Here is a 15,610-nt window from a genome sequence, read left to right as displayed (position 1 = left end):
TTGAGTCATGATTAGAATGTTTTATATGTTAACCTATATTAATTTTAGTTGACATATAAAAAGGAGAATGGCCATGCACAGTGAAAAACAATTGCCTTGTTGGGAAGAAAAAATAAAAAAAGAACTGGCTCATTTAGAAGAGATTTCGCAAAAGCGTGAACTCGTATCAACCGTATGTGCCGAGCAGCCTTGGCTTACAATCAACGGGTGCAGGATGCTTAATCTAGCTTCTAATAACTATTTAGGGTATGCCGGAGATGAGCGGCTGAAAAAGTCTATGGTTGATGCAGTACATACATATGGTGCAGGAGCAACGGCTTCACGTTTAATTGTTGGCAATCATCCTCTTTACGAGCAGGCGGAACAAGCTCTTGTCAATTGGAAGAAAGCCGAAGCAGGACTCATCATCAATAGTGGATATAACGCAAACCTTGGAATAATCTCCACCCTGCTGTCCCGTAACGATATTATTTATAGCGATAAAATAAATCATGCAAGCATTGTCGATGGAGCTCTTTTAAGCAGAGCAAAGCATATACGCTATCGTCATAATGATTTAGATCATTTAGAAGCATTTTTGAAAAAATCACCGATTGAAGCACGGAAATTAATCGTGACGGATACGGTCTTCAGCATGGATGGTGACTTCGCTTTTCTCGAAGAACTTGTTCGGCTAAAGGAACGTTATAACGCACTGTTAATGACAGATGAAGCACACGGAAGCGGTATCTATGGTAAACATGGTGAAGGCTATGCCGGTCACCTCCATCTTCAAAATAAAATAGATATCCAAATGGGAACATTCAGTAAAGCGCTCGGTTCATTCGGGGCCTATGTCGTCGGGAAAGAATGGCTCATCGACTATTTAAAAAATCGCATGCGCGGATTCATATATTCAACTGCACTTCCCCCGGCCATACTCGGTGCTATAAAAACAGCGATTGAACTTGTGCAGCAAGAACCAGAACGCCGCTCACTGCTCCAAACACACTCAGAACACTTTAGACAAGAACTCACATATTACGGGTTTAATATTTGCGGAAGCCAATCACAAATTGTTCCTATCGTCATCGGGGAAAACGAAAAAGCGATGGTATTTGCTGCACGTTTGCAGAAAGAAGGAATTGCCGCTATTGCTGTAAGGCCGCCGACCGTTCCTGAAAATGAAGCGAGAATCCGTTTTACCGTTACGGCTCTCCACGATAAAAAAGATCTTGATTGGGCAGTTGAAAGAGTTTCGATCATTGGAAAAGAAATGGGTGTTATTAAATGAAACAGCCGAATTTAATCCTGCTTCCTGGCTGGGGAATGGAAAAAGATGCGTTTCAACCGTTAATCCAACCGCTGTCAGAACTATTTCACCTTTCATTTATAGACTGGAGAGATATGAAAGCACTAAATGACATTGAAGAACGAGTCATAGAAACAATCACTTCCATAGATGGTCCTGTTTATTTACTGAGCTGGTCATTAGGATCGATAGTATCACTTGAACTTTCAAGTTCGTTTCGAGAAAAAATAAACGGTTTTATCCTTTTTGGCTCAACAAGTCGGTTCACCACCGGAGAAAATTACACATTTGGCTGGGATCCACGAATGGTCGAGCGCATGAAGAAACAACTGCAGCGCAATAAAGAGAAGACTTTGACTTCCTTCTATGATGCAATGTTTTCCGATACTGAAAAAGAAGCAGGTTTTTATGATCAATTCATCAAGACAATTCAACGCGAGTTTCATGGAGATGATGTGTTTTCGCTTCTGATTGGTTTGGATTATTTACTTCAGAAAGATGCTAGAACAAGACTCGACCGGATTGAAGCCCCCTTTATATTGCTTCATGGGAGGGAAGACAAAATTTGTCCACTTGAAGCCTCCTCCTTCATTAAAGAAAACCTGGGTGGGCAAGCCGAGCTTCATATTATTGAAGGTGCTGGTCATATTCCATTTTTCACAAAACCACAGAAATGTATGGAGCATATAAAAACATTTATTCAAAAGGAGTACGTTCATGATTGATAAACGATTGTTAAGCAAGCGGTTTAGTGAACACGCGAAAACATATGATGCGTATGCCAATGTTCAAAAAAACATGGCAAGAAAATTAGTGGATTTGCTTCCTCAAAAAAACACCAATCATAAAATCAATATTCTTGAAATCGGCTGCGGCACTGGTTACTTAACCAGGTTACTCGTCAAAGCATTCCCTAATGCCGCCATTACGGCTGTTGATATTGCACCCGGAATGGTTGAAGTGGCGAAAGGAATGACAAAGGAGGACCGTGTTACATTTTTATGTACGGACATCGAAGAAATGGCGCTAAATGAAAATTTCGACTTGATTATTTCCAATGCAACATTTCAATGGCTGAATGATCTTCCTGCAACCCTTGAAAAACTGTGTACACGATTAACGGCTGAAGGAAGCCTGATATTTTCAACGTTCGGAATAGATACATTTCAAGAGCTTCATATGTCGTATGAACAGGCGAAAGAAAAGCTTCAACTTTCCATTGATAGTTCACCAGGCCAAATGTTTTACACACTAGAAGAATTATCCCAAATTTGTGAAGAAGCGCTCCCCTTTTCATCAGCATCTCCAATCGAGATAACAAAAATGGAAAAGCTTGAACTGGAGTACTTTCAGACAGTACGTGAATTTTTCACTTCAATTAAAAAGATTGGTGCAGCTAACAGCAACAAAGAAAACTACTGCCAGCGCCCTTCCCTTTTTCGAGAGTTAATCAACATATACGACACAGAATACCGAGATGAATCAGGTGTAAAAGCAACCTATCATTGTTTGTTCTTTAAAATGAAAAAACATGATTAATCCGAAGATAACCATCTGGGATACTAGCAATATATTATACATAAATGCAAATCGTTTAGATAAAGTAACGACTAGTATACCAACCGCTTACCAGGTTCCCATTCAGCAATTCAGGCCGCCGCCACTCCTAATTCCTTTGAAGAGGCTGCGGCCTTTTACCTATAACTTCATCCAAATACCTTGCCATCTGTAATATTGACCACTCGATCACATAAATCTAACATTCTTTCATCGTGCGTTACCATGATGGCCGCTTTATTTCTTGATTTCACCTCATGTGCAAGCATTTCAACAACATCCCTGCCTCTTTTGGAATCAAGACTTGCGGTTGGTTCATCCGCTAAAATGATTTCTGGATCATTCATCAGCGAACGGGCAATGGCTACACGCTGCCGCTCACCGCCCGACAGTGCTTCTGGCAGGTGATCTGCCCGATGTCCAAGTCCAAGGTGGCTAAGCAATTCGTCCGCTTTTTTCACAGTTTTTTTATCTCGCTTGCCAATCAGTTCAGAAAGTAGCAGAAGCTGATCTCGTACGGTGAGATACGGCACAAGGTTCGATGATTGGAATACAAATCCGATCTTTTCGAGGCGAACTCTAGTCAATTCCTTTGGTGATAGTGTTGTTATATCTTCATCATTCAGCAGTAAGCGACCTTCGCTCGGAGATAGTAACGCACCCGCTATTGAAAGAAAAGTACTTTTTCCTGAGCCTGAAGGACCCACGATCGCGACGAATTCCCCCGCTTTCACATTCAGGGAAATATTATCAAGGGCAGTCACCTTATTAACGCCTTCCCCATAAATCTTACTGACGTTTTCAAATAATAGTTTATCCCTCATCATGATACCCTCCCTATTGCTTCAATCGCATCTATCTTCGCTACTCGGTATAGTGATAGCAGCGAACCCAATACGGATACAACCAAAAGTAACACGGAATATTTAATGACCAAATCGGTACTCAATACGAATGGCATTCCCTCTGGCATGATTAAAGTGACGACATATGTCAGTGCAACACTGATGGCTATGCATGTCACTGCAAGCAGCATTACTTGACCAACAATACTTTTTGCCAGGTAACCCGTATTGGCCCCGAGTGCTTTAAGGACTCCAAATTGATTAGTCTTCTGCAAGGTAATCACATAAAAGAATACAGCCAAAACGAATGCTGCAATGACAAACAAGAAGGCAATCATCATCGTCAATGTACCCTGTTCCTCTTTGAACCCTGGTATACTCTGAAGTGATTCTTCTTTCGAAATGAGCGTTACTCCTTCAGGCAATGATTCACGTACATTCTCTTCTGCCTTCGAATCCATTTGCACGGCTATTGCGCTGATTGAGTCTTTTCCTTGATTTTTCAATCCAGGATTAATCTCCTGCCACCCCTTAACATTCATGTAAACTGCCGGTGAATGGCTGTAAGACTGGTTTTCAGTAAAACCAACAATGGTGAAAACCTTACCTGATAGGTCATCTTTAAGTGAATCACCCAATTTATAACCCACTTCTTTTAAAGAACGATCTGCAACTACTTCACCTTGTTTCTTATTGTCATAGCTCGTTCCTTCTATAACCTTCGGTGCTAGTATCCCACTGGCATCGGTCGCAAAAATGGTGACATCCGTTTTCTCCGATGATCCGGTTTTATTCAATGTGATCATCATTTGCCCCAGCCCTTCGGCTGCTTTAACATCCGATAAAGCCTGGATGTCATCAAGCTTTTCCATGGATATGATGGATCGATTCAATTTATTTTTAGAGTCATGCTCCATAACGAAATAGTCGGCTTTCATGTTTTGTATGGATGAAGCATTATCTGATGAAAGTCCATTAGCTAACCCTGAAATGATAAAAACAAGCAAAGCGACCAATACCATGATCAGTCCAATCAGCAGATAACGTAACTTTGAATGCTTTAGTTCACGTATTGCCAAAAACATCATTACATCTCCCTTTTCTTTTGTTTACCAATCGAGTCCTGCTTCAATCGGTATGACTCGATTGTAAACAATCAATATGAATGGAAGATGAACAACTGATTACATAAGGGGCAGCCGTATATAAAAAGTGGTCCCTTTACCAAGTTCGCTTTGAACTTCGATCGTTCCTCCATGAAGATCAACCGTCTTCTTCGTGATCGAAAGTCCTAACCCGCTGCCTGTTTCACTCCTATTCCTCACTTTGTCGACTTTATAAAAGCGATCAAGGATATAAGGAAGGTCTTCTTCTGGAATTCCCATGCCCGTATCCGCGATCATCACTTCAACAGCACTGCCTATACTTTTAATCTGAATATTGATCGAACTGCCGCTTTCCGAATATTTAATGCTATTGGTTATCAAATTCGTCCAAACTTGATTTAAAAGTTTCTCATCTGCAGAAATGACGGTTGACGGCAAATCCATTTCGATCACCATATCTTTTTCCCGCCAATTCCATTCCAGCATGAACAACACCTGCCGGATTTGCTGCGCTAAATCAAAATTTGACCGTTGTAGCGGATCTTCTTCTTTATCCAAAGAAGCAAGCATGAGCAGCTGTTTGCTTAACGACGACATGCGCCTGCTTTCTTTTTCAATGATGGACAAGTACTGATTTCTTTGTTCTTTTGTTAATTCCTCCGATTGGAGGGTTTGAGAAAAACCTTGGATGGATGCGAGCGGAGATTGAATTTCATGAGATACATTCGATACGAACTCCTGCCTCATATCATCCAACTTCTGTATGCTTTGAGTCATTTTCGAGAAATGCTGTGCCAAGTCCCCTATTTCATCTCTTCGGGTGACATTCAATTCACTACTATAATCCCCATCGGCGATTCTTTTTGTAGCTTCCGTTAATTTCGTAATCGGCTTAACGATGAAACGCGTATTAATGATCACAAATAAAAAACTAAGAAGAAGCGTCAGTACGAGCAAAACCGCAAGGAAAAAGCGAAATTCACCAAACTGCAGCTCTATATTCGGCCTTACAAACAATGCATGCTTTTCGCCATTCACGTTTAACGGGACCCCAATGCTATTAATTAAAACATCTTCAAAAAAACCGGTAATAAATAACCCATTATTATAATTGACGATCCCTTGATAGGTATTTCCATTCAAAACTCCGGAAATCGTGTCGCTATCCAAACTGGTATCCCGAAACGGCTCACCATATAAAGTTCCTTCACCCTGCTCATTAAATAGATACATTTGATAGTGCAAACCTGCAATATGGTTTAAATACGCATCAATATCCTGATCAGGATTCTCCTCATATAAGGAGACGATCTCACTTGCGACTTTGCCTATCTTCTTACCATTGTTGGGTTTTTGAACCTGATGATAATAAACATTGGAAATTAAAAAAGCGATGACACTCGCAAGCACCATGATCAAAATGGTTTGAATAACTATCCTGAAATAAAGTGTTTTCACTTCTTGTTGACCTCCAGTTTATAACCTAAGCCACGGACAGTCGTTATGACAAAATCATCGGTCCGTCCGGCAAAACGTTCCCTCAACCGTTTAATATGAACATCAACCGTTCGATCATCCCCTTCAAAATCAGCACCCCAAACCAGTTCAATAAGCTGCTCACGCGTAAAGACCTGATCTGGAAAACTCCCAAGCTGAGCCAGCAGCTCAAATTCCTTAAGCGGCAGGAGCAGTGTATTCCCCTTTATTCGCACTTCGTAACTTCTACGGTCAATCACCGTTTGATTCAATGAGATGGATTCAGAATTCACCATACGGTACCTTCGCAATAGCGCTTTTATCCGAAATAGAAGTTCCCGTGGCTCAAACGGCTTTACGAGGTAATCATCCGTACCTGCAAAGTACCCCTTTTCCTTATCGATAAGTTGATCTTTAGCTGTCAATAAAATGACGGGCAGATCATATTGATCCCGGATTTCCTTACAAAGATCCAGTCCGTTTTTAAACGGCATCATAATATCGACAACAGCCAGATGGACCCGTTCCTTCTTCAGTAGCAAGGAAGCTTCATTACCGTCCTTCGCTTCGAATACCATGTACCCTTCCTTTTCCAAGTGAAATTTAAGCAACTCCCGAATATGCCGATCATCATCCGCAATTAATATATGTATCAAAGAAACCACATCTCCACTTCTTTTATAGCCCTGGCTAAACTTACAATATCAATAATTAATCCTGTAAAACAACAAATACTAATTCAATCTCCAGTTCCTTATAAACTAGTTTGCCACTAATATACAGCACCCTCTTATTTTTTATTAAAAGATAAAGTAAAAAAGCGAATAGAATCTCTAAAAACCCTGTCCGCTTTTTTCCTATAGTAAAACGTCATATTCACACTTGTTCAGCCGTATTGAATTTTTTTCTCCTAAAAGGGTTTTAAATATTCAGAATATAAATTATAATTGTTTTATTTTAAAACATCTAGGAGGTCACTATGGGAGTAGTAGAGAAAATCAGCGGATTTGCTGGTAAAACATTTACCTTATGGGTCATTTTATTTGCAGTTATTGCGTATATCTTACCTAATCAGTTTATATGGATTGGAGACTATATTGTTCCATTACTAGGAATTGTCATGTTTGGCATGGGACTTACATTATCAGCAGCGGATTTTAAAGAAGTATTCCGACGGCCGAAAGAGGTCGCACTAGGGGTAGCAGGTCATTTTATCATTATGCCCTTATTGGCATTTGTATTAGCAATAGGGTTCGATTTGCCCAAAGAAGTGGCTGTTGGTGTTATTTTGGTAGGATGTTGCCCTAGTGGAACAGCTTCAAATGTCATGGTGTTTCTTGCGAGAGGAAATGTTGCTCTTGCAGTTGCCATTGCTTCTGTTTCCACTATTCTAGCGCCTATCGTAACGCCCCTGCTTATTCTGCTCTTGGCAAGTAAATGGGTCAATATCAGTATTGGGTCGTTATTCATTTCGATCATTCAAGTGGTGATTATCCCACTGCTGCTTGGATTCATCGTCAAAAAGTTTTTTGGCAAACAGGCAGAAGCTGGGGCAAAGGCTCTGCCTCTAGTATCTGTTATTTCCATCGTTCTGATCGTATCTGCCGTAGTGGCTGGCAGCCAAGCTCAGCTGGCTAAAACAGGTTTGCTGATTTTTGCAGTAGTCGTTCTTCATAATGTTCTTGGCTTTTTACTCGGCTTTTTCTTTGCTCGTTTATGCGGGATGGATTTAGCGAAACAGAAAGCTGTCGCAATGGAGGTTGGTATGCAGAACTCTGGTTTAGGTGTAGCCATAGCAACAGCCCACTTCTCGCCTTTGGCTGCTGTACCTAGTGCCATTTTCAGTGTTTGGCATAATATATCAGGTTCCGTTCTAGCCTTTATTTTCAGTCGCATGAAAGATAAAAAAAATACAGGGACAAATAATTCGATAAAAACAGAAGTATCATAATATTGTTGGATGAATAAAAAAAGCCGATTGAGTGAATCGGCTTTTTTTGTGCATTTATCATCTGAATATTGAACATTCAAGGGAAAATGACAAATATTCTATGCCCAAAATTAATGAACTTACTGCCTTGTTGTGGTTATTTTTTTGAACTACCTGCTATACTACTAGATGAAAGTAAGTTATAAAATTTGCTAATGATTCGGGTTATAGTAATTGACTATCATTTTAAGGATGAGGGAATATAATGTCACCAAAAATAAAATCTTCAAGAAAAATAGCTAGATATTCACTAATTATCATGGGGGCAGGTTATATTGCAACCACTCCATTTCAAGGTTCATTGCCGTTAGATTTATTACATGGAGGGTTTGAGGCTGGTTTAGTCGGCGGATTGGCAGATTGGTTTGCAGTCACTGCATTATTCCGCCATCCGCTTGGATTACCGATCCCCCATACAGCGCTTTTGCCCAACAATCGTAAAAGAATGACAAATGCACTTGTTTCGATGTTAAAAAACGACTGGCTTTCTAAGGAAAGCATTCAGGACAAAGTAAAACATGTTCCTTTTACTGAAAAATTGATCCCTATTTTAGTAAAAGAGATTCAAAGTGAGACTTTTAGAAAAGTCCTGATTAAATTAATCAAGCAAATGATTGGTTATATAGATATAGAAAAGATTACACCTTTCGTTGCTAAAAAAATTAAAACATCACTTTCTAACATAGACATGAGCAAGATTATACATTTAGTAAGTTCACAGTTACTTAACGAAGAGTTTGATAAGAAGGCTTTGGATCATGTTTTGAAAAAAGCAGAAGATTGGTTAGGAAAAAAAGAAACCAGTCACCGACTTGGCACTGTTTCCATGGATGTACTCAGTAAGATTGAACTGGAAGGTATGCTTCAGTTCGCCGTTAAATCCATTCAAAGTCTACTTAACGAAGAGAAACTTGGGAATATCATACAAAACCTGTTATTAAGTGTCGTAAATAATTTACAAAACGAGAAAGAACCAAATAGAGAGGCTTTAATCTTATATATCAGGAAAGAGATACAAGGCATTAACCATAACCGGGAACTGTTAGAAGGAGTTGAAAAATGGAAAAAACAACTTCTGACAACATGGGAGCCTGAGGCGACAATAAAGGGAACTCTACAACAAATTCAACAAGAAGCATTGGATTTTGTCGAAGATGAACATTTCATGGATGCTTATCTGACTCCAATGATTCATCACGTACTGGACAACATAAAAGAAAATAGCACGCACATCGATAATTGGATACAGAAACAAATTACTGTTCTAATTGAAAATAATCATACGCAGATCGGCAATCTTGTACAAGAAAATTTAGATAAGCTAGACAACGAAACGCTGATTGATATGATGGAAAACGGTGTAGGAAAAGATTTACAATGGATTCGTGTGAACGGAGCGGTCTGTGGTTTTATTATAGGGATTATCCTAACAGGCGTACAGGCTCTGCTTAGGCTATTATAATTCAGGCACCTTCGGGCGATTTGGTAACGGCAGTATCTGTCGCTTTTCAAATCAACTGGGGCTGATTCGTTGCCTTTAGATTGATACCCCTCATAAAAAAAGGCCCTTATCCTTAAGGGCTTTTTAACGGGGTAACTAATCTAATGTATAGGGTTTCCTCTCCTCGATTATCTCCACTTCATCCCATTCCACAGATTTGGAGTACATATATTTATCTGTACGTTCAAACCCCATCTTTTTGGCAAGTTCAGTGTTTGTTGTATCCAACAATACTTTTCCGGTTTTTCTTTCTTCAGATGCTGGAAACAACTCCCCCTTATATATTGCCTTTGAATTTATCTTAAATAAATCTACCTCTTCTACAGAAACATTTTTTATATAGATATTTTCATCTAAATGTTTGAAACCTTGAGATAGATCAGCATGTTTATGACTTATTAACCTTATAGACTTATCTTCCAGTAGATTAAAACTATACTCGCTACCTTTATGTATTGCATACTTTCCTTTTCTTATCATAGGTTCCTCCATTTTCAAACTTTATCAAGCATTGAATAATTCTCTATTTATTTTTTCAGCTTTATGTAATTCTCCTAATAACGGATTTAGATAGTCATTATAACTATCCATATAAGCCCTTACGCCGCCTATAATATTTAATTCTCTTATATCTTCATTATTTTCCATTACATCCAATGCGTCCTTATATCTTTTATATATAAGTTGTAACACGCCCCTTGTAATTTCATTATAATAATCATTTTCAAGATTATTTATCACAACTTTTATTTGATCGATTAACTGCTTTTTCTTATCCATTAATTTCATCTTCCTATCTACTCGCCTACAAAGGAGACCTTTAACAAAACAGTGCCAAAGCTCATTAGGGGGATAGTACAATAAATATAATCGCGTTTGAAATGAAGAAATTAATCTAATGAATAAGGTTTCCTCTCCTCGATTATCTCAACTTCATCCCGTTCCACAGATTTAGAGTACATATACTTATCTGTCCGGTCAAATCCCATCCTTTTAGCAAGTTCAGTGTTTGTTGTATCCAACAATACTTTTCCGGTTTTTCTTTCTTGTGATGCTGGAAACACCTCTCCCTTATATACAGCATAGGGATTTATAGAATATAATTCTTTAACTTCATTTACACCTACTATTTTCGTGTAAATATTTTTTTATAATAAGTAAGCCATTGTCCATTTCATTTTTATCATTACTAATTAATTCAATAGCTTCCACTAAATCAGATTCTATGAATCTATACTCTTTACCATTATAGATCGTATACTCACCTTTTCTTAGCATTTTCCCACTCACTCCATTATTTAATTTCCCATCCCCCAATTCAAACTGCTTGCTTTCCGTTTAACATCGCATAAACTGGACTCTGGACATAAAAAAACTCCTATAAAGTTATTTTATAGGAGTTTTTTTGTTTATATTGGGGATTTACATCAATCCCCATACTCTTCTTTAATTGCTTTATCTGCACAAAAACTATGGAATTGCTCGATTAATTTATCAATATCTTCTTTTCTGGTGATTTTCTCAAGCCATTCTTTAGGAATGTCGTCCATTTTATAGTACATACCTGCCAATGTTCCCGTAATGGCACCTACTGTATCCGTATCATCCCCTAGATTCACTGCTTTTAAAACGGCATCGCTAAACGAATCTGAATTTCCTAAGCACCAAATGGCTGCTTCCAACGTATGAACGACATAACCATCTGACTGAATTTCTTCTTGTGGTAATGAAAAGAAATCTTCCTCAAAAATTCTTGAATAGGATTGCAGCTCTTTTTGGTATATATGATCTTTTTCGAAATTCTCATCAAAAAGTTCTTTTATCTCCCTTTTTGAAACTTCAGGAGAATTATTATAAAAAAGTCTAAGTAAAAACTCGACATAAATAATAGAACCTACCACAGAACGCGGATGAGAATGTGTAACTTCAGTATATTTTTTAATGGTTTGGATTTTTTCAATGAAATTAAAGTTATTAAAAAGGATAAATGCTACTGGAGCGATCCTCATCAACGCCACATTCTGGCGCTGGCGTTCCATTTTTAAACTTGATTACGGCTTCACTGGTCGTTCTTCCAATATCAAACATTTCATGATGTGGTGTCCAATAGCCATATTCCATATATTGAACGAATTTTTGCATTAGCTCCGCTGAATCGCTTTCTTCAATTAAGTTTTCAATTAAACATAAAGTTAATGAAGTATCGTCCGACCAAGTGCCTGGCGGCTGATTATACGTTCCATATCCCGTTATATCATTAATAGCAAAAGTGTCCCTCTTTTTTTAAATTCAACTGGAACACCAAGCAAGTCTCCAACAATACCGCCATACAGACTTGGTAACATTCTTTTTTTTAGATTAAATCTCAAAAAACTTTTACTATCGTCTTCCCATCTGTCTACCATTCTTCTGCCTGTCATTCATTACACCTACTTTTTGTTTAAGTACCATTTCTCAGTACCCTTGCTTAACAAATGCCCTATTGATTGATTAAATTCATACTTTGTTTTTATGTATGCTAACACCTATACTACAACCACTATAATATCTTTCCATTTAAATACAAGAGCAAAATCAGTTCGTATTTCCAAATTACCTGCTTACCATCATAGTCCTCATACAATTATTTAAAACTGCCCATTTCATAAAAAAACTCGAATGGCTTTAGCCACTCAAGGTTATTTTATTCTAGAGAAATACGGATTTCTTTTTCGTTAATCTGAATATGCTAGGATAAAATTAATATACGTTATCGCCAATAATTCTACATACCTATTTTCCCCATCGTTATCATATATAAAAATTTAAAAATTGGATCCTCATTACCCTTTTCGATAATTGAAAAATTTTGTCTTTCATCCACATCATACAAAATCCAATTTCCATCTTCAAAGTAACAACCTGTTGAAAATGGTACATTAGTTTTTCTTCCAATAACAATATTAAATTCTTGCAAATCTATACCTAACTCTTTTATCTTATTTTCATATTCATTTCGTGTCATTTTACCAACCTCCTTTAATTAAGTAATATCCCTGATATCCTCCAGGGCTTTCACTTTAATTGGAGTATTATTTCAATTCATTAAAAAACCTTGAATGGCTTTGGCCACTCAAGGTTTTATTCTATTCTAGCAAGATTGGTTTCCTGTGTCATTTTTTATAACTGATCCAGATCTCTACTTGTCCACTTTTCTTATCTTCAAATGAAGTGACTTCTCCCCAAGTTCTATTATAAATTAATGAGTCTCCTTTTTTAATATCTGGTTTACCTAATATCTCTTCTACCCATTTATCATGTATCTCTTTCTTTTTTTTAGCTTTATAATTAGCCCAATTATTGAAAGTATTTTTCAAATTTTCATCAGCATTGTCGAGTTCAATACGAGAAACTTTATCATTTTGAAAGTTAACCACAGCCCAAAAATAAATTCCATTTAACATAATTGCGTCCTTAAAAACAAACATATTATTCGATATATCGCTTGATAATAGTTCATTTTGAAAATTTATACAAAAATCCTGTTTATTTGTATTTCCATTAAGTATTTTTCCTTTCACTAAAATATCACCTGTTAATCCATTCAAATTAAAAACCTCATTTTCATTTAATTGAATTCATTATTTTACTATATTCTTCAAAGGAGATTTCAGAATTTTATGGTTTTTCTATCATTGCACACAATACTCCATGATGTTTCAATCACCATGAGCTTTTTACTTTTATATAACCCGCTAATGTAATCAATCCTTTATAAATATCGCTATTCTGCTGAGGAATTATAATCAACCTCTGCATTTCTTAGTCCTTCTAATACTTTTTTTATTCGTTTCGATAAGTCTTGTATTTCTTCTAATGTTAAGTCAGCTTCTGCTTCTTGTGGGGTAAACATGCTTAACCTCTTTGTTATACCTTCAATGCGCCCAACAAATACTTTTTCATGGCCGATTGCTATTTCTCCAATAGCAGTATCAACAATAAAATCTTCTATCTTGCCTAATCTATCAAATTCATCAGCTAGTTTTGCTATAGCATACCTATATCCCCTATCTTCATCTAACAACTCTTCATATGTCTCCTGAATTGCATCAAATAATTCATTATATTCCCAATCTTTCATTAGTTTTCTCCTCCAATAAAAATTAAGTTTAAGAAATAATTCTATTACCATTGTTGTGTATGACTTCTAATTCAATATTTTTATATTTAGCAGCAAACTCTGCTATGACTTTATTACAACTGTCACAAGTATCCAATTCTGTAAATAACTTAATTTTCCCATTAGTTTGTGTATTCTCTCCAAGCCTAGAAGCAATGTCATTTAGTATTTTATACTCCGTATCTGTATTCCTTAAGTAACTCTCTCCCTCTTTACCAACTGCTTCTGTAGCTTTAAACATTGGATTTTCAGGTTGTAAAGAAATATCAGGCACCTTATCCTCAAGACTTCCTTTGAGTTCATTTATGCTACTTTGAGCATAAAATTCAGATTTACTTATCCCACTGACATCCACTTCTGCAACAGCAAAATTACCAGATTTCTTATACCTACTTGTTAAATTCCCTCTTAGCTCTTTCACTCTATCAATTATATGTGTTTCTGCTACTGAATCTATTTGTCTAGTTGGATACACTTTACCCGTACTCTTAGGAACACTCTCCCCTGAAACACCCTCTACTTTTCTATCCTTCACAGTGAATTTCTGATAGGCTTCCTTAATTGTCTATTTTCCCATTACAATTTGGGGAAGGTTTGGTCCTCCAGCGAGTGAAACTTGTTCCACAATTATTCGTTTAGGTATTTCTTTTTTACCTAGTTCGTCACCTATATTTTTTAACGTGGTTTTTCCTGATCTCGCGATGTCTGTTAATGTAGCTTGAACCTTCTGTACCTGCTTTTGCGCAAATTCCTTGCTGTAAGGGACGAACTTTGTTCCACTAGCTACTTTTTTCTAAGCCACCTTGCCTTAAGTAAATCTATATGATTTTAAGTCCTCACGGCCTATTATCTGTGGAGCCAAATATGGCGTAAGATGATACATATTCATATCAACAATGAAAAGACCTTAACTTTTGGGTTAAGGTCATATAAAAGAAAAACAAGTTGCACCTTATTCGGTAAGCTCTCTTAGCCGATTAAACTGCACATCCAGCCATGTAAAATGTCATCTCGCCCAGTTCCCGTTCTTTTTTCGTTATCATTGCATTTTAAAAAAACTCCATGATGGTTTTACCTTCATGGAGTCTCTATTTTATAAGTATCATTTTTCTTTTTGTCTAACTCAATATTTTATTTATCTTTAGTTCACTTGCCTTATGTGTTACTGATAAATGACAACCTTTTGTATATCTAACTTCGGCACTGGAGAGTGCCCCGTTATCTTTCCTCTTTGCACAAATGAATGTACTGACCAAAATCAGGAAATACGTCCCAGTTTCTTTCAAGGGTATCGCTAATTTCGCGTTCCTCGACTGAACCGGTTGTAAAGTCTCTCTTTTCCATTGCTATATAGCCATCTTCTCGGAAGCCCAAAATCAAGCTACTTACTTCCTTATCAGTTTCATCATCATATTCCCAATACATTGCTGTTCTTAAAAAAATCTTTCCATCATTCATAACTTCAAAGTCATAATTTAGATACTTACGAGTGAAATCATCATAAAAACTTACCGAAACCCATTCATTTGTTACATTTACAATATATTGAGGTTTTTCATCTTCAGTTAATACCGCCGTATATGGTTCATGTTTTTGATGGCATGTGTATGCAGTACGTTCATCAAGAATGTTCCAAGGCTTTTTTTTGATATCTGACCACTCGTCACAATAATAAACTTTCATAG

18 protein-coding genes and 1 pseudogene are annotated in these 15,610 nt (G+C 37.2%); 5 read left to right on the top strand and 14 right to left on the bottom strand.

The genetic code is table 11. From position 1 onward, the window contains the following. Window positions 1-73: 73 nt before the first annotated feature. From bioF to bioC, 3 genes are read left to right on the top strand one after another with little or no spacing between them, the layout of a single operon-like run. Window positions 74-1,273, top strand: a complete 1,200-nt coding sequence (gene bioF, locus ACQKMF_RS19665) for an 8-amino-7-oxononanoate synthase (protein WP_427574570.1) — start codon at window positions 74-76, stop codon at window positions 1,271-1,273. Beyond that, a complete protein-coding gene (locus ACQKMF_RS19660; protein WP_427574568.1) occupies window positions 1,270-2,016 on the top strand; it encodes an alpha/beta fold hydrolase in 747 nt (248 codons plus the stop codon). The genes bioF and ACQKMF_RS19660 overlap by 4 nt, the downstream gene beginning before the upstream one ends. Beyond that, the gene (gene bioC / locus ACQKMF_RS19655) at window positions 2,009-2,830 is read left to right on the top strand and encodes a malonyl-ACP O-methyltransferase BioC (protein WP_427574566.1); all 822 of its coding nucleotides are present in this window, start codon (window positions 2,009-2,011) and stop codon (window positions 2,828-2,830) included. The genes ACQKMF_RS19660 and bioC overlap by 8 nt, the downstream gene beginning before the upstream one ends. Before the next feature lie 167 nt (window positions 2,831-2,997). Here the strand turns inward: bioC and ACQKMF_RS19650 are convergent, their stop codons facing one another. From ACQKMF_RS19650 to ACQKMF_RS19635, 4 genes are all read right to left on the bottom strand, one after another. Beyond that, window positions 2,998-3,675, bottom strand: a complete 678-nt coding sequence (locus tag ACQKMF_RS19650; protein WP_101224968.1) for an ABC transporter ATP-binding protein — start codon at window positions 3,673-3,675, stop codon at window positions 2,998-3,000. Beyond that, window positions 3,672-4,778, bottom strand: a complete 1,107-nt coding sequence (locus tag ACQKMF_RS19645; RefSeq protein ID WP_427574564.1) for an ABC transporter permease — start codon at window positions 4,776-4,778, stop codon at window positions 3,672-3,674. Before ACQKMF_RS19645 ends, ACQKMF_RS19650 begins: the two co-directional genes overlap by 4 nt. Window positions 4,779-4,877: 99 nt before the next feature. Beyond that, the gene (locus ACQKMF_RS19640) at window positions 4,878-6,257 is read right to left on the bottom strand and encodes a sensor histidine kinase (RefSeq protein ID WP_427574562.1); all 1,380 of its coding nucleotides are present in this window, start codon (window positions 6,255-6,257) and stop codon (window positions 4,878-4,880) included. Further along, the gene (locus ACQKMF_RS19635) at window positions 6,254-6,931 is read right to left on the bottom strand and encodes a response regulator transcription factor (RefSeq protein ID WP_427574560.1); all 678 of its coding nucleotides are present in this window, start codon (window positions 6,929-6,931) and stop codon (window positions 6,254-6,256) included. Before ACQKMF_RS19635 ends, ACQKMF_RS19640 begins: the two co-directional genes overlap by 4 nt. 323 nt (window positions 6,932-7,254) lie before the next feature. Here ACQKMF_RS19635 and ACQKMF_RS19630 point away from each other — a divergent pair, with 323 nt between their 5' ends. After that, window positions 7,255-8,226, top strand: a complete 972-nt coding sequence (locus tag ACQKMF_RS19630) for a bile acid:sodium symporter family protein (protein WP_427574558.1) — start codon at window positions 7,255-7,257, stop codon at window positions 8,224-8,226. 244 nt (window positions 8,227-8,470) lie between these two features. Further along, window positions 8,471-9,727 (top strand): DUF445 domain-containing protein, encoded by a 1,257-nt coding sequence (locus ACQKMF_RS19625; protein ID WP_402944612.1) that lies wholly within the window; start codon window positions 8,471-8,473, stop codon window positions 9,725-9,727. Window positions 9,728-9,862: 135 nt separating this feature from the next. Here the strand turns inward: ACQKMF_RS19625 and ACQKMF_RS19620 are convergent, their stop codons facing one another. From ACQKMF_RS19620 to ACQKMF_RS19575, 10 genes and pseudogenes are all read right to left on the bottom strand, one after another. After that, window positions 9,863-10,246, bottom strand: a complete 384-nt coding sequence (locus ACQKMF_RS19620) for a hypothetical protein (protein WP_402944617.1) — start codon at window positions 10,244-10,246, stop codon at window positions 9,863-9,865. Between the two features lie 24 nt (window positions 10,247-10,270). Then, entirely contained in the window at window positions 10,271-10,546 is a 276-nt protein-coding gene (locus tag ACQKMF_RS19615; RefSeq protein WP_402944620.1) for a hypothetical protein, read from the bottom strand. 110 nt (window positions 10,547-10,656) lie between these two features. Further along, entirely contained in the window at window positions 10,657-10,830 is a 174-nt protein-coding gene (locus tag ACQKMF_RS19610; protein WP_427574555.1) for a hypothetical protein, read from the bottom strand. A gap of 49 nt (window positions 10,831-10,879) precedes the next feature. Then, window positions 10,880-11,083 carry a hypothetical protein gene (locus tag ACQKMF_RS19605; RefSeq protein ID WP_402944622.1) on the bottom strand — a complete coding sequence of 68 codons (204 nt, stop codon included), beginning with the start codon at window positions 11,081-11,083 and terminating at the stop codon, window positions 10,880-10,882. Window positions 11,084-11,193: 110 nt separating this feature from the next. Next, a pseudogene (locus ACQKMF_RS19600) lies at window positions 11,194-12,186 on the bottom strand (ADP-ribosylglycohydrolase family protein). 344 nt (window positions 12,187-12,530) lie between these two features. Beyond that, a complete protein-coding gene (locus tag ACQKMF_RS19595; protein ID WP_427574553.1) occupies window positions 12,531-12,770 on the bottom strand; it encodes a hypothetical protein in 240 nt (79 codons plus the stop codon). Window positions 12,771-12,918: 148 nt separating this feature from the next. Beyond that, on the bottom strand, window positions 12,919-13,353 hold the full coding sequence (locus ACQKMF_RS19590; protein WP_402944629.1) for a hypothetical protein: 435 nt from the start codon (window positions 13,351-13,353) through the stop codon (window positions 12,919-12,921). A gap of 176 nt (window positions 13,354-13,529) precedes the next feature. Continuing rightward, window positions 13,530-13,886: an Imm3 family immunity protein gene (locus ACQKMF_RS19585; protein ID WP_402944631.1), complete on the bottom strand. Its 357-nt coding sequence runs from the start codon at window positions 13,884-13,886 to the stop codon at window positions 13,530-13,532. 28 nt (window positions 13,887-13,914) lie between these two features. Beyond that, window positions 13,915-14,460: a deaminase domain-containing protein gene (locus ACQKMF_RS19580; protein ID WP_427574550.1), complete on the bottom strand. Its 546-nt coding sequence runs from the start codon at window positions 14,458-14,460 to the stop codon at window positions 13,915-13,917. Between the two features lie 683 nt (window positions 14,461-15,143). Further along, entirely contained in the window at window positions 15,144-15,608 is a 465-nt protein-coding gene (locus ACQKMF_RS19575; RefSeq protein WP_141994323.1) for a hypothetical protein, read from the bottom strand. Window positions 15,609-15,610 lie beyond the last annotated feature (2 nt).

This window comes from Peribacillus sp. NPDC101480, assembly GCF_050277335.1.
Taxonomy (GTDB): domain Bacteria; phylum Bacillota; class Bacilli; order Bacillales; family DSM-1321; genus Peribacillus.
Note: the sequence above shows the minus strand (reverse complement) of the source record. Positions and strands in the feature narration are given on the sequence as shown.

Excerpts from the sequence above, each read along its gene's own strand:
- ACQKMF_RS19620 (WP_402944617.1), bottom strand. The coding sequence starts at position 10,246 with ATGATAAGAAAAGGAAAGTATGCAATACATAAAGGTAGCGAGTATAGT.
- bioC (WP_427574566.1), top strand. The coding sequence starts at position 2,009 with ATGATTGATAAACGATTGTTAAGCAAGCGGTTTAGTGAACACGCGAAA.
- ACQKMF_RS19615 (WP_402944620.1), bottom strand. The coding sequence starts at position 10,546 with ATGGATAAGAAAAAGCAGTTAATCGATCAAATAAAAGTTGTGATAAAT.
- ACQKMF_RS19585 (WP_402944631.1), bottom strand. The coding sequence starts at position 13,886 with ATGAAAGATTGGGAATATAATGAATTATTTGATGCAATTCAGGAGACA.
- ACQKMF_RS19630 (WP_427574558.1), top strand. The coding sequence starts at position 7,255 with ATGGGAGTAGTAGAGAAAATCAGCGGATTTGCTGGTAAAACATTTACC.
- ACQKMF_RS19575 (WP_141994323.1), bottom strand. The coding sequence starts at position 15,608 with ATGAAAGTTTATTATTGTGACGAGTGGTCAGATATCAAAAAAAAGCCT.
- ACQKMF_RS19595 (WP_427574553.1), bottom strand. The coding sequence starts at position 12,770 with ATGACACGAAATGAATATGAAAATAAGATAAAAGAGTTAGGTATAGAT.
- ACQKMF_RS19650 (WP_101224968.1), bottom strand. The coding sequence starts at position 3,675 with ATGATGAGGGATAAACTATTATTTGAAAACGTCAGTAAGATTTATGGG.
- bioF (WP_427574570.1), top strand. The coding sequence starts at position 74 with ATGCACAGTGAAAAACAATTGCCTTGTTGGGAAGAAAAAATAAAAAAA.
- ACQKMF_RS19625 (WP_402944612.1), top strand. The coding sequence starts at position 8,471 with ATGTCACCAAAAATAAAATCTTCAAGAAAAATAGCTAGATATTCACTA.
- ACQKMF_RS19660 (WP_427574568.1), top strand. The coding sequence starts at position 1,270 with ATGAAACAGCCGAATTTAATCCTGCTTCCTGGCTGGGGAATGGAAAAA.
- ACQKMF_RS19645 (WP_427574564.1), bottom strand. The coding sequence starts at position 4,778 with ATGTTTTTGGCAATACGTGAACTAAAGCATTCAAAGTTACGTTATCTG.